This is a genomic window from Exiguobacterium sp. s43 (genome assembly GCF_018617255.1).
GTDB classification, from domain to species: Bacteria; Bacillota; Bacilli; order Exiguobacteriales; family Exiguobacteriaceae; genus Exiguobacterium; species Exiguobacterium profundum.
Window position 1 is genome coordinate 787,322 of sequence record NZ_JACSJT010000001.1, and the last position, 12,775, is coordinate 800,096.

Annotated in this window: 13 protein-coding genes; 12 read left to right on the plus strand and 1 reads right to left on the minus strand. The window is 48.8% G+C overall.

Annotated elements, in window-relative coordinates:
* Window positions 1–6: 6 nt before the first annotated feature.
* Window positions 7–2,262 carry a ribonucleoside-diphosphate reductase subunit alpha gene (locus KNO79_RS04060; protein ID WP_374193981.1) on the minus strand — a complete coding sequence of 752 codons (2,256 nt, stop codon included), beginning with the start codon at window positions 2,260–2,262 and terminating at the stop codon, window positions 7–9.
* Between the two features lie 532 nt (window positions 2,263–2,794).
* On the opposite strand from KNO79_RS04060, the gene KNO79_RS04065 reads away from it, so the two are divergent.
* From KNO79_RS04065 to KNO79_RS04120, 12 genes are all read left to right on the plus strand, one after another.
* On the plus strand, window positions 2,795–3,025 hold the full coding sequence (locus KNO79_RS04065; RefSeq protein WP_214690701.1) for a DUF1871 family protein: 231 nt from the start codon (window positions 2,795–2,797) through the stop codon (window positions 3,023–3,025).
* Window positions 3,026–3,038: 13 nt separating this feature from the next.
* Window positions 3,039–3,287 carry a NifU N-terminal domain-containing protein gene (locus tag KNO79_RS04070; RefSeq protein WP_074036416.1) on the plus strand — a complete coding sequence of 83 codons (249 nt, stop codon included), beginning with the start codon at window positions 3,039–3,041 and terminating at the stop codon, window positions 3,285–3,287.
* Window positions 3,284–4,084: a glycosyltransferase family 2 protein gene (locus KNO79_RS04075; RefSeq protein ID WP_159562578.1), complete on the plus strand. Its 801-nt coding sequence runs from the start codon at window positions 3,284–3,286 to the stop codon at window positions 4,082–4,084. Before KNO79_RS04070 ends, KNO79_RS04075 begins: the two co-directional genes overlap by 4 nt.
* Before the next feature lie 2 nt (window positions 4,085–4,086).
* Window positions 4,087–4,581 carry an Lrp/AsnC family transcriptional regulator gene (locus KNO79_RS04080; RefSeq protein ID WP_012726802.1) on the plus strand — a complete coding sequence of 165 codons (495 nt, stop codon included), beginning with the start codon at window positions 4,087–4,089 and terminating at the stop codon, window positions 4,579–4,581.
* A complete protein-coding gene (locus KNO79_RS04085; RefSeq protein ID WP_159562577.1) occupies window positions 4,578–5,762 on the plus strand; it encodes an aminotransferase in 1,185 nt (394 codons plus the stop codon). The genes KNO79_RS04080 and KNO79_RS04085 overlap by 4 nt, the downstream gene beginning before the upstream one ends.
* Before the next feature lie 58 nt (window positions 5,763–5,820).
* Window positions 5,821–7,065, plus strand: coding sequence for a lysine N(6)-hydroxylase/L-ornithine N(5)-oxygenase family protein (locus tag KNO79_RS04090; RefSeq protein ID WP_214690702.1), 1,245 nt, complete (start codon window positions 5,821–5,823; stop codon window positions 7,063–7,065).
* 196 nt (window positions 7,066–7,261) lie between these two features.
* Window positions 7,262–7,654, plus strand: coding sequence for a S1 domain-containing post-transcriptional regulator GSP13 (gene yugI, locus KNO79_RS04095; protein WP_074033496.1), 393 nt, complete (start codon window positions 7,262–7,264; stop codon window positions 7,652–7,654).
* A 99-nt stretch (window positions 7,655–7,753) separates the two neighbouring features.
* Window positions 7,754–8,746 (plus strand): Gfo/Idh/MocA family protein, encoded by a 993-nt coding sequence (locus KNO79_RS04100; protein ID WP_214690703.1) that lies wholly within the window; start codon window positions 7,754–7,756, stop codon window positions 8,744–8,746.
* A 74-nt stretch (window positions 8,747–8,820) separates the two neighbouring features.
* Window positions 8,821–9,984 carry an iron-containing alcohol dehydrogenase gene (locus tag KNO79_RS04105; RefSeq protein WP_159562574.1) on the plus strand — a complete coding sequence of 388 codons (1,164 nt, stop codon included), beginning with the start codon at window positions 8,821–8,823 and terminating at the stop codon, window positions 9,982–9,984.
* Between the two features lie 106 nt (window positions 9,985–10,090).
* Complete coding sequence (locus KNO79_RS04110) at window positions 10,091–11,443, plus strand: glucose-6-phosphate isomerase (RefSeq protein WP_074036426.1); 1,353 nt, start codon at window positions 10,091–10,093, stop codon at window positions 11,441–11,443.
* Window positions 11,444–11,542: 99 nt separating this feature from the next.
* Window positions 11,543–12,016, plus strand: coding sequence for an RNA deprotection pyrophosphohydrolase (gene ytkD, locus KNO79_RS04115; protein WP_214690704.1), 474 nt, complete (start codon window positions 11,543–11,545; stop codon window positions 12,014–12,016).
* Window positions 11,997–12,761 (plus strand): alpha/beta hydrolase family protein, encoded by a 765-nt coding sequence (locus KNO79_RS04120; protein WP_214690705.1) that lies wholly within the window; start codon window positions 11,997–11,999, stop codon window positions 12,759–12,761. Before ytkD ends, KNO79_RS04120 begins: the two co-directional genes overlap by 20 nt.
* Window positions 12,762–12,775 lie beyond the last annotated feature (14 nt).

Sequence of the window (12,775 nt, forward strand, 5' to 3'; positions counted from 1 at the left end):
GACGGTTTACGAAGCACACGACTCACATTCGTCGACTTCGACAGTCGTCGAACGAGTGTAGTAAATCGACTTCATGCCAAGAGACCATGCCTCGAGGTGCATCGCAAGAAGCTCTGTCGCTTTTACATCGTTCTTCACGTATAAGTTGAAGCTGATTGCTTGGTCGATGTGGCGCTGGCGAGCCGCGTTTTGACGGATGCTCCATAATTGATCAATTTCAAATGCTGATTTATAGAACCAGTTCGTGTCCGGCGTCAAGTCGGGAACCGTGACTGGAATCTTATAGTTTTTCTTCTCTTCTGAGTAGACCTTTTTGTAGATCGGGTCAATCGATGCGGTACTACCAGCGATAATCGCCGTCGATGAGTTTGGTGCAACGGCCATCATATAGGCGTTACGGACGCCGTTTTGATGTACTTCTGCTGCGAGACCGTCCCAATCGAGGTCGTCGTGTGAACGATAGTTCCGGCGCTTGAAGTATTCGCCTGTATGCCATTCTGAACCTTCGAAGACGCCGAATGCTCCTTTTTCTTTGGCGAGTTCCATCGATGCTTGGATTGTGAGATACGCGATTTTTTCATAGAGTTTCTCTGCATATTGAACGGCATCGACCGATTCCCAACGGATTCCTTCTAGTGCGAGCAAGTGATGCCAACCGAACGTTCCTAGACCGACTGCACGATACTTCTGGTTCGTGATCATCGCCTGTGGAACTTCGATCGTATTCAAATCGATGACGTTATCGAGCATACGCATTTGAATCGGGATGAGTCGTTCGAGCACATCGGCTTTCACGGCACGAGCAAGTGCGATTGAACTCAAGTTACAGACGACGAAATCACCAGGAGTCTTTGTGATGACGATTTTTCCGTCTTGTGTGTATTCTTCTTCGATTGTCGTTGCCGACATGTTTTGCGCAATTTCAGAACAGAGGTTTGAACTGTAGATCATCCCGGCATGTTTGTTTGGGTTTGCGCGGTTCACTGCGTCTCGGAAGAACATATATGGTGTACCTGTTTCAAGTTGTGAGCGCATGTAACGTTTTACAAGGTCGATGGCTGGAACTGTCACACGAGATAATTCTGGCGTGTTGACACATTCCATATATTTCTCTGTGAAGCTTCCACCGTTCTCTGATTCGTCAAAATAGTCTTCAAGGCTATATCCCATCACGGTACGAATCTCGTGTGGATCGAACAAGTGCCAGTCGCCGCGTGCCTCGACCGTACGCATGAAGAGGTCCGGTAAGCAAACGCCTGTGAACAAGTCGTGTGTCCGGAGGCGCTCATCCCCGTTGTTCAATTTCGCGTCTAGGAATTCGAAGATGTCCTTATGCCAAATGTCTAAATAGACGGCAATTGAGCCTTGACGCATACCGAGTTGGTCCACAGAGACGGCCGTGTTGTTCAATTGCTTCATCCAAGGAAGGGCACCACTTGAGACACCTTTGAATCCTTTGATGTCACTACCACGTGAACGAATTTTCCCGAGGTAGACACCGATTCCACCGCCACCTTTTGAGAGCGTCGCCACATCGGTGTTCGAATCATAAATGCCACGGAGGGAGTCATCAACTGTATCAATGAAACAAGAGCTGAGCTGTCCATATGATTTACCGGCGTTTGACAACGTTGGTGTCGCGACCGTCATATAAAGGTTTGATAAAGCCCAATAAGCTTCTTCGACGAGCTTCAATCGAGTCGTCTCATCTTCTTTTTGCATGAGCGTCATCGCGATGACCATGAAGCGCTCCTGTGGAAGCTCATAAAGGTTCTTCACATGATCGCGCCCAAGATAGCGGTCCGACAACGTGCGGAGTCCGATATATGTGAAGAGACGGTCACGGGATGGGTCGATCAATGTTTCGAGATGGTCCATGTCTTCTTTTGAATACGTATCGAGAAGCGCTGACGTGAAAATTCGTTTTGATGTTAACGTCTCGACCAGTTGATAGAAGTTACCATAACGCATAGATGCTTCGTAACCGCGGTTGCGTGCCGCTTCAAGATAGAGGCGGTTCAAGTACATTTCCGTTGCCACGAACGTCCAGTCCGGTTCTTCGGCTTTCAACATATCGAGGGCATGCATCGTCAATAAGTCATATACTACATCTTGTGTTAGCGTTTTTGTCTCGAGCGCCCGAATCGCCCGTTCTTCATAGCGTTCTACGCTTAAGTGAGGATACCGTGTCTGGATAGATTGAATAAGAGAAGAGACGTCAGAAAGCGTTGGAGCCGCTGGTAGCATCGTCTCGTGGTGGATAGGGGATGTCAAAATAGATCACTCCTTTAGATGGTGTAGACGTTATAAAAGGATAATAAGAACTTCCTTACCTGTCACAATATCGTGTTAACGATCAAAATACCCGTTAACTATATATTGACACTTTTTTATCTTTTTAATCATAAAACACCTATATTTAGTTTTTCAATCCTTGACATTCTGGAATGTGCCCGTCACCTTTTTGCTTTTGCTCCAAAAGGGCTTCATGACCCAATTTGAGACAGAGAACTGAGATGAAAAAAATTTATGTATTGTCTTTGCTTGTTTTTTCACAAATTGATGAATTCGATTTCATCACTCTTGATGAAACATTTCATCCGTTTGTTTGAGGTGGAATGGATTGTATTTGACGTTACTTATCAAAATACCTGCATATTCATTTCATACTAGATATAGTGTTCTGATGAATCAAGAAATATGAATCCATTTGTCAAGGCTGGTATCCGAGTAAAAAGTAAGGTAGATTGGTGAAGTAGGACATGGAATTTCAGCGAAAAGAAGGGTTTAACAAGTGCGTACAGAAGACTTATTATTAACATGGGACCCACTCGGTTATGGGGCAGGTTCATACGGACCTGAGTTTGATGAAGTCATGATGGCATTAACCTATGTCGATTCTCCCGAACAATTGACCGAAGTGATTCGCCGAACGCTTCTTGAAGCGTTCGATGCGTGTCCACTAGAAACAGAGATTTTCGAGATGGCGCAGCGACTCCTCGTATCGTCATCTTGCCAACTATAAGGAGGAACCAATAATGTTACGAATTGATCCAACACCGAATCCGAATGCGATGAAAGTGACACTTCCAGAGAACGTGTTTGGCGCCAAGAGTCAAAGTGTGAAGGCGGGCGAAGCGACAGATCAACCGCTTCTCGCCAAGTTAGTTGAAATCGAAGGCGTGGAGAGTGTCTTTGCTTATGGTGACTTTGTGACCGTATCAAAGGAGAACGGTGTGAGCTGGGAAGCAATTCTTCCACTCGTTGAGACGGCATATCGCGGATGAAACCGATTGTCTCGATTGTCATTCCGGCTTATAAACGCGAGACGGAACTGACGGAACTGCTTGAAAGTCTAACGGTCCAAACATTTCAGCAGTTTGAGGTCTTGGTCATGAATAATGAAGGGCCGCCAAAACAACACCTTTTGGCGCCTTTTTTGAATCAATTGGATGCACGTGTCATCGAAGTGGGTGAAAACCATCATGTTCGTGCCCGTAATCGTGGTGTTCTCGAAGCGAGAGGCGATGTCATCTTGTTACTAGACGATGACGATTTGCTCATGCCGACACATCTAGAGGCAGGGCTACGCGACCTTCAACAGGCTGACCTCGTCTATTCGGACGCTGAGCTGTTCCGCTTCGAATGGAGAGGAGGCCGTCGTGTCGTGACGGACTGGGAACCGTTCGCTTACGCGTTTGATCGAGAGCGGATGCGTCAGGACTCGACGTTTATCCCTTCGGGTACGATGTATCGCAAATCGATTCATGACACGATCGGCCTATTCGACGAAGACGTCTATAACTACTGGGATTGGGATTTCTTGTTAAGGGTAATGGATGCATTCACCGTGTCACACCCGGCGCGTGCGACGGTACTGTACGCGTTCAACGGGACCGACAACCTATCAGCAATACAGGATGAAACGAGACGTCGTTATTTTGATCGTTTTTGTCAAAAGCACGGTCTGACAGACATGGAGATGAAGAATTTCCATATCGTTCAGGAGGAACGACGTTCATACGTGAGACAGACAGAGAGAACGTTCACAGGCGTGCTACCTGGTCGAACGGAAGGAGAATAAGTATGTATTCATCAAAAGAACTTGAGTTGTTAGAATTGTTAGAAGAAAAGGGGTATCTCGAGACGAAGATGCTGGCTGACTTGTTGGCACTCGATGAAGAGACGATTGAGTCGATGCTCGAGAAGTTCAAGCAAGACGGGATTCTCCTTGGATTTCGTGCCATGGTCAATTGGCAAAAAATCAATCGCCACGATGTCACTGCCTTCATTGACGTTAAAGTGACTCCGAAACGAGGGCGCGGATTTGACGACGTGGCCGAGCGTATTTATCGCTTCCCAGAGGTGACAGCGCTTTATTTGATGTCGGGTGCTTATGACCTTCAAGTCGTCATCCGGGCAAACTCACTTCAAGATGTTGCCTCATTTGTCTCAGACAAGCTTTCGCCGCTTGATTCGGTTTTGTCGACGACAACTCACTTCAAATTGAAGACGTACAAACATGACGGGATCTTGTTCACCCCACAAACTGAAGATAAGCGGTTGAACATCACGCCATGAAGTCTTTATCAAATCAAGTCGTCTCGATGAAGCCATCGGGCATTCGCCGTTTCTTCGACTTAGCACAGACGATGGATAACGTGGTCTCTCTCGGGGTGGGAGAACCGGATTTCATCACACCGTGGAACGTGCGAGAAGCGAGCTATGCCGCACTCGAAGAAGGATATACGGCCTATAGTGCTAACGCCGGTCTCATCGAGTTGCGTGAAGAGATTGCAACTTATATGAAAGAACGCTTTTTAGTCGAGTACGATCCGACGTCTGAATTGATTGTCACGACAGGGGCATCGCAGGCGCTCGATATCGCATTCCGTGCCCTTCTCAATCCAGGGGACGAGGTCATCGTGGTCGAACCGGCATTCGTTTCATATGGTCCACTCATCGAGTTGGCAGGTGGAACCGTCGTGCCTGTCGCGTGTCGTCCAGAGAAAGGGTTTCGACTCGATCGGGATGACGTCGAGCAAGCCATCACAGAACGAACGAAAGCGATCTTGCTCTGCTTCCCGTCCAATCCAACGGGCGCTACGATGAATGGCGACGAACTCGCGCAAATCGCAGAACTCGCGACAAAGTATGACCTTTGGGTCGTCAGCGATGAGATTTATGCGGAACTTTGTTATGACGACCCATTCGTCAGCTTCGCGACGCTCCACGACATGCGAGACCGGACGATTGTTGTGAATGGTTTCTCAAAAGCGTTCGCAATGACAGGATGGCGTCTTGGCTTCACATGCGCGCCCGAAGTTGTGACGCGAGAGATGTTGAAGGTCCATCAATATGGCATGATGTGTGCACCTACGCTCGTTCAATTCGGTGGACTCGAGGCACTTCGGACTCGTGAGCAGCACGTGCCGAGCATGGTGAAAAGTTATCGTCAACGTCGGAACTATTTCATTCAAGCGCTGAACGAGGCGGGATTACCGACGCACGTGCCAGGTGGAGCATTTTATGCTTTTCCTTCGATTCGACATACTGGATTGACGAGTGAGGAATTTGCAGAACGTCTTCTCATCGAAGAACGTGTCGCCGTTGTTCCTGGAAATGCCTTCGGTGAGAGCGGGGAAGGATTCGTCCGGGCGAGTTATGCGACTTCGCTCGAACAACTACAAGAAGCGATTCTCCGGATTCAACGTTTCATGAAACAATTTGAAGTCACAGTAGCCAAGGACTCTCATTCGTGAGAGTTCTTTGGCGTTTTAGCGATATAACGAAAGGGAAAAGACGGGCGAGGTGAAGATGATGAAACGATTTGACTTTGTTGCAATCGGGTGTGGTCCGTATAATCTTGGTCTCATGGCCCTTGCGGAAAAAACTGAACTGCATGGGATTTGCTTTGAGCAACGCGCGGAGATGATGTGGCATGAAGGCATGTTGATTGAAGGGATGACGATGCAAACGCATTATTTACAAGATCTCGTCACGTTGGCGGACCCGACCCATTCGGCGAGTTTTCTGAACTATTTGAGTGATACGGGTCGACTCCAAACATTTATCACGCAAGAACAAGATAAGATTCCTCGAACGGAATACAATCGTTACTTGCGATGGGTTGTAAATCAACTGTCGACGATTCGTTTCAATCATTATGTGTCTGACGTTGTAGTGGAAGAAGAGTGCTTCCTCGTGACCGTCGAATCAGATGGTCGATCGACACAAGTTCATACAAAACATCTCGTCCTAGGGACAGGGGCGGCGCCATTCGTGCCGGACGGGTTTGAACAAGTCATTCATACGAGCGATTATTTGACGTACCGGGACGTCCTCAAAGACCGATATCGTGTCGCGGTCGTGGGGAGCGGACAGAGTGCGGCGGAAGTATTTCTGGACTTGTTGCGTGAAGCGACGGATGAACAACGCGTCGACTGGATCACACGCTCCGAACAATTTGAGTCACTCGAAGCAGGCAAGCTTGGGGATGAAATTTTTAGTGTGGATTATGTCGATTATTTTCATAAGCTACCGTACGACGCTCGGCAAGAGCTACTCGGGTCATTCGAGCGTTTCCGTCATGGTGTCAATCCTGAGACGATGACCTCGATCTATGAGACCTTGTATCATCGGACGGCAGAAGCGGAAGCGACGAAGGCTGATATGATGACACAGGTCGAAGTGGAATCGATTTCTTATGATTGGTTAACACATCGTTTGAAAGGGACCCAACGGTATACGGGAGAAGTGATTGAAAGAGAGTACGATCTCGTTGTCGTGGCGACGGGGTATCGCCCGGTGATCCCATCTTGGATAGATCAGCTCCCGGTTGTATGGGAAGTAGAGGGAGAATGGGCAGTCCGTGACACGTATGAGGTGATCATGAGAGAGTCGCTAGGCGGAAAGTTGTTTACGCACACGAATATAGAGCATTCACATGGTCCGGCTGCGACGAATCTCGGGATGGCAGTCTATCGAAATGCGGTCATTTTGAACGACATGGCTGGAGAAACGATCTATCCGATTCGTCATCAGAAGCCGTTTACGACATTTTGAACAAAAAAAGGCTAGGCGAGTCGCCTAGCGGAATCAGGGGGGAATACTTGAAGTCTTGCTTGATTTGTATTTACCCCGCACTTCGACTTTAAAACATACCAACACGTCAAAAATAATCTTTTTTGCTAAATTCTACACTTTATCGAAAAAAGTATGTTATAGTAAGTTGATGAATTTAGCATAGGAGTTGTTTGTAATGGCAAAATACGAAAAAGATCAAGTATTAACAGGTAAAGTAACAGGAATCCAACCTTTCGGTGCTTTCGTAGCACTCGACGATGAGACTCAAGGTCTTGTACACATTTCAGAAATCTCACACGACTACGTAAAAGACGTAAACGATTACGTTCAAGTTGGTCAAGAAGTTGAAGTGAAAATCCTTGAAGTGGACGAAGCTTCTAAAAAAATCAAGCTTTCAATGAAAGCGACTCAAGAAGCTCCAAAACGCGAGAAGTCTGCGAAGCCAGCTCGTCGTGCGCCACGCCGCAACGAAGCATCTTCAAACTTCAAGCAAGAAGAAGCTCCAGGATTCACAGTCCTCAAAGACAAACTTGAAGACTGGATCAAAAACACAAACTTCAAGAAGTAAGTGTCCCAAGGTGGCCCGTTCTAAACGGGTCACCTTTTTTATTTTACAGGAATCGGCGGATTGAATGACGAAACTGTAAAGCGAATAGGAGGGGATGGCATGAAGATTGGCATCATCGGAACGGGAGGAATTGCGACGAGTGCCCATATCCCGAATTATGTCAAAGCAGGCATGGATGTGGTGGCGGTCATGAACCGGACACGGGCAAACGGGGAACGTGTCGCGCGACAGTTCGGCATCCCGAACCTTTATGAGACGGTCGAAGAGATGCTTTCACGTGAAAATCTCGATGCGGTCAGTATATGTACACCAAACGCCTTACATAAAGAGCAAGTGCTGCTTGCGCTTGAAGCAGGATGTCACGTTCTCTGTGAGAAGCCACCGGGAATCTCAGAGAATGAAGCGATCGAGATGTTGGAAGCGGCAAAACGAGCCGGAAAAACATTGCATTACGGATTCCATTACCGACATCGTGAGGATACGGTTCTGTTGAAGCGAATGATTGATGCGGGTGAACTCGGAGACATCTATGCAGCGACGGCGCTCGCGCTTCGACGGCGTGGAATTCCGGGATGGGGTGTCTTCACGAATAAAGAACTGCAAGGCGGGGGTGCATTACTCGACATAGGTGTGCATATGTTAGACCTGGCGCTTCATTTGATGGGATACCCGAAACCGAGAGAGGTCGTCGGTCATGTCGGTCAGTACTTAGGGAATCGTCCTGGTGTCGGCTTGCTGGGGGAATGGGACGCGAGTTCACTCACAGTCGAGGATACGGCGAGAGCGATGGTCACGTTTGAAAACGGAGCATCCTTATTACTCGACGTCAGCTACATGGCCAATATCGAGGAAAAAGATACGATGCGAGTGGAATGTCGCGGCACGAAATCCGGAGCCAGTCTGTTCCCGCTCACACTTCACACGGAGAAATTTGGTGCATTGTTTGACGAGCGACCAGCTTATTTGACTGAACACGACCCGTATGAGCGGCAAATCCGACTCTTCCTTGAGGCCTGTGGAGAAGAGCCGAACTATCGGCAAGCGGAGGAAGCGGTCATCTTGCATCACATCATCGACCGTATCTATCAGTAAGCACGATACTTTTCATTCCGTGAAAACAGGGTATATAGTGTAGGTGTTACATATTTCTATGAGGAGGTTAACTTATGCACAACTTTGAATACAAAAACCCGACAAAACTAATTTTTGGGACACATCAGGTCGAAAAATTAGGTGGAGAACTAGAAGCGCTTGACGCGAAGAAAGTGATGCTCGTCTATGGTGGCGGAAGCATCAAAAAGAACGGGACGTACGATGAAGTCGTGGCCGAGCTTGAAAAAGCCGGTATCTCATACGTAGACTTCTCAGGTGTTGAACCGAACCCACGGATTGAGACTGTACGTCGTGCGGTGAAATTTGCGCGTGAAGAGGACGTTGATGCCTTGCTAGCTGTCGGTGGCGGTTCCGTCATCGACTGCACAAAACTGATTTCAGCAGCGATTCCATATGACGGGGACGCGTGGGACATCGTACTTCGTGAACATATCCCGACAGAGGCGGTACCATTCGGGACAGTCCTTACACTCGCTGCGACAGGGTCGGAGATGAACTCGGGATCGGTCATCACGAACTGGGAGACTCAAGAGAAGTTCGGTTGGGGTCACCCACTTGTATTCCCGACATTCTCGATCCTCGATCCACGTTACACCGTGTCAGTTCCAAAAGACCAGACAATTTATGGCATCGTCGACATGATGAGCCACTGTTTCGAGCAATACTTCCACCCGAACCATGCGCCGGTACAAGAACGCATGACAGAAGGTGTGTTGAAAGCGGTCGTCGAATCGGCACCGAAACTCGTCAACGATTTAGAAAACGTAGACCTCCGTGCCATCATCTTATTCTCAGGTACGATGGCATTGAACGGTGTACTTCAAATGGGTGCAGCCGGTGACTGGGCATCGCACAACATCGAACACGCCGTATCTGCTGTCCATGACATCCCGCATGCTGGGGGCCTCGCGATCCTCTTCCCGCGTTGGATGGAACATGTGTTGGATGAAGACAATGCGGCTCGCTTTGCTCGACTCGGTACGGAAGTGTTCGATGTGGAGCCAGGTGCAACGGATTTAGAGACAGGGAAGCGTACAATCGAGGCCATCCGTGCGTTCTTCGATCAACTCGGTGCACCGAACTCGCTTCGTGACTACGATATCGACGAGTCGACATTCGATGCGATTCTTGATTCTGCGATGAAACGTGGTGCATTTGGTCGTTTCCGTACGCTCGAACGGGAAGATGTTGCGCATATTCTCGAACTAAGTAAATAAGGCGATTTCTTGCCTATTTTGCAATAATGATTGAACGAATCTAGACTTTCCGTTTATGATGGGTCATGTATGGCTCTTTTACGAGCGATTTAAAGGAGGAAATGACATGTCAACTGTACGTTTCGATTATTCAAACGCGCTCTCATTCGTAGGGAAGCATGAAATCGACCAAATGCAAGAAACGGTAAAAACTCTCCACTCGGTGATTCACGAGCGGAGCGGTGCCGGAAGTGATTTTCTTGGGTGGGTCGACCTTCCGACCGAATACGATCAAGATGAGTTCGCACGAATCAAAGCTGCGGCGGAACGAATTCGCGAGAATTCAGATGTTCTCGTCGTCGTCGGAATCGGAGGTTCTTACCTCGGTGCCCGTGCAGCGATCGAAATGCTTCAACATTCGTTCTTCAACGTATTGTCAAAAGAAGAGCGCAAGGCGCCACAAGTATTCTATGCGGGCCATAACATCTCTTCAACGTATATGAGAGAGTTGCTTCAAGTGCTTGAAGGGAAAGACGTCTCAATCAACGTCATCTCGAAATCAGGAACGACGACAGAACCTGCGATCGCATTCCGTGTCCTCAAGCAATTCATGGAAGACAAGTATGGTCAAGACGGAGCGCGTGAGCGGATCTATGCGACGACAGACCGTGCCCGTGGCGCCCTCAAGACGCTCGCGGACGCTGAAGGTTACGAGACGTTCGTTATTCCAGATGACGTCGGTGGACGTTTCTCTGTCCTCACACCGGTCGGACTTCTTCCGATTGCCGCTGCAGGAATCGATATCGATGCTTTGATGGAAGGCGCACGCGATGCACAAAACGCCTACAGCTCGCCAGAATTGGCTGAGAACGAAGCGTATCAGTATGCAGTCGTACGTAATGCTCTCTATGCGAAAGGTAAATCGATTGAGATGCTCGTCAACTACGAACCAGCTCTACACTACGTGTCAGAGTGGTGGAAACAGCTTTACGGAGAATCAGAAGGGAAAGACAACAAAGGGATCTTCCCTGCGGCTGTCGACTTCTCGACTGATCTTCACTCGATGGGTCAATACATTCAAGAAGGCCGTCGCGACTTGTTCGAGACAGTCATCCGTGTGAAAGAAGTCCGTCACACAATGAATGTCCCAGAAGACGCACAAGACTTGGATGGTTTGAACTTCCTCGCAGGCGAAACAATCCAATTCGTGAACGACAAGGCGACAGAAGGGACGCTCCTCGCACATACAGATGGGGACGTACCGAACCTTGTCGTCGAATTGCCAGAGATGACACCTTACCACCTCGGTTACTTGTTCTACTTCTTCGAGAAAGCATGTGCAATGAGCGGATACATCCTCGGGGTGAACCCGTTCAACCAACCTGGCGTTGAAGCATACAAAGCGAACATGTTCGCATTACTCGGTAAACCAGGGTATGAAGAACAAAAAGCAGAACTTGAAAAACGCTTGAATCAATAAGAAAACGAATCGGTCCGCGTGTCGGACCGATTTTTTTGTTTGAAACTGGGTGCAGACAAGGTAAAGTGAGAGTAGACAGGGGAAAGAAAGGGATGGACTATGAAGACATTCAAGGATTACTATCATAATCAAGTCGAGTTAAGCTTCACCCATTATCCGTTCTCAGACACGCCGCTCCACGTCTGGGTCGTCGCCCGATATAAGGACAAATGGGTATTGACGAAACATAAGCAACGAGGGCTCGAATTCCCAGGTGGGAAAGTCGAGCCGGGCGAACATGAGGATGCCGCTGCCATCCGGGAAGTATATGAAGAGACCGGAGGCGTCGTCAAGACATTACGATACATGGGGCAGTATCGTGTGCTCGGCCGCGGCGACACCGTCATCAAAAACATTTATTTTGCGGAAATCGAACGATTCGAAGATCATCCCGCAGTCGACGAGACGGATGGGGCCGTCTTGATCGATTTCTTGCCGGACAACCTACTACGGAATCCACGTTACAGTTTTATGATGAAAGACCGTGTCTTACCTGAAACGATGAGGGTGCTCCATGAGCAACACTTGGTTTGATCGGGTCGACGTCTTGCCACCTTATGCCGGTTATCGGGTGACGCGTGGGTGGTATACGACAAATGATGGGGAAGAGGTTGTCGCCTATTCGATTGAACCGAAACGGTCGAACGGACAGGTATTGATGTACTTACGAGGGGGGACGGCACGAATCGGAGACGTCCGGTTGCCGCGACTCATGCAATTTGCGGCACGTGGTTTTCATGTGGTGGCCCCGGTTTATCGAGGCAATCACGGAGGTACGGGAAAAGAAGACTTCGGTGGAGAGGATTTAGAAGACGTACTCTCACTCTATGATCGCGTCCAAACGAGTGGACGACCGATTCATGCACTCGGTTTTTCGCGCGGTGGGATGATGGCACTCTCACTCGCATCTGAACGACCGGTCACCACTGTCACTTCATGGGCCGGTGTGACGAATCTAGAGTGGACGTATGAAGAGCAGCGCTCGATGCGGAAGATGTTACGTCGCATGACGGGCGGGGACCCTGAATCGGCAGAAACGGCATATACGGAACGTTCTCCGCTCTATAAGGAATGGGGCGCTCCAACGCTGATCATCCATGGTACGGATGATGAGCAGGTCCGATTGCGCCATGCGACGGCAGTCGCCGAGAAATTAGGTGAGCAGGCCGAGTTTTGGGTGCTTCCGTTCGGACACCAACTCCCGTTTTGGGATAAATGGGAGACGACCGAACAAGCGATGGAATGGATGCTACAACAAGCAAAAGCACCGACTCGATGAGTCGGTGCTTTCGT